The following is a 726-nucleotide window of genomic DNA, read 5'->3' as shown; positions in this document are numbered from 1 at the left end:
CCGCCAGGTCCGATGGCCACCCCAACCCTACACTCCGGCCAAGGCCGGATTTTCCAACACCTCCGTGGACGTTACCGGGACCGGCTCCAGCATGCGCTCCTCGATCGCCTGGGGCGGCGTAACGCTATCGACTTTCGGCGTGCCGCCCTCGATAGCGCGTCGGTCGCGGCAAAAAGGGGGGTGCGCAAACGGGGCCAAACCCGACCGATCGGGGCAAGCCGGGCTCGAAGCGCCACATCCTCACCGATGCCAACGGCATCCCGCTCGCGGTTCGCCTGACCGCAGCCAACGTGCATGACAGCAGGATGCTGGAGGAGATGGTCGATGCCGTGCCGCCGATCCGGCAATCCTGGGGCAGGCCTCGCAGGCGGCCCGGCAAGTTGCACGCCGACAAGGCTTACGATCACCGCCGCTGCCGCCGGGCCCTGACCCGCCGTCGCATCCAGCCCCGCATCGCACGCCGCGGCATCGAGAGCAGCGCCAAGCTGGGGCAGCATAGGTGGGTCGTCGAGCGCACCCTGGCTTGGTTCAGCCAGTTCCGGCGGCTGGCAATCCGCTACGAGCGCCGCGCCGACATCCACGCCGCCTTCCTCACCCTCGCCTCAACCATCATCGCTTGGCGTTTCGTCCAGCGGTGGTTCTGTTAGGCGCTCTTGCCCTGTCGCGAGGCTCACGCGGGAGCACCGAGACGGACGAGGCGCTGAAGGTTGTAGGTGAGCCCACGCA

Annotated in this window: 1 pseudogene; it reads left to right on the top strand. The window is 68.2% G+C overall.

What is annotated here, in order from left to right:
• Window positions 1–81 precede the first annotated feature (81 nt).
• Window positions 82–647 (top strand): annotated as a pseudogene (locus JMJ56_RS33195) (IS5 family transposase); the annotation flags it as partial.
• Window positions 648–726 lie beyond the last annotated feature (79 nt).

The organism is Belnapia arida, from assembly GCF_016773205.1.
In the GTDB taxonomy this organism is placed as follows: Bacteria; Pseudomonadota; Alphaproteobacteria; order Acetobacterales; family Acetobacteraceae; genus Belnapia; species Belnapia arida.
Note: the sequence above shows the minus strand (reverse complement) of the source record. Positions and strands in the feature narration are given on the sequence as shown.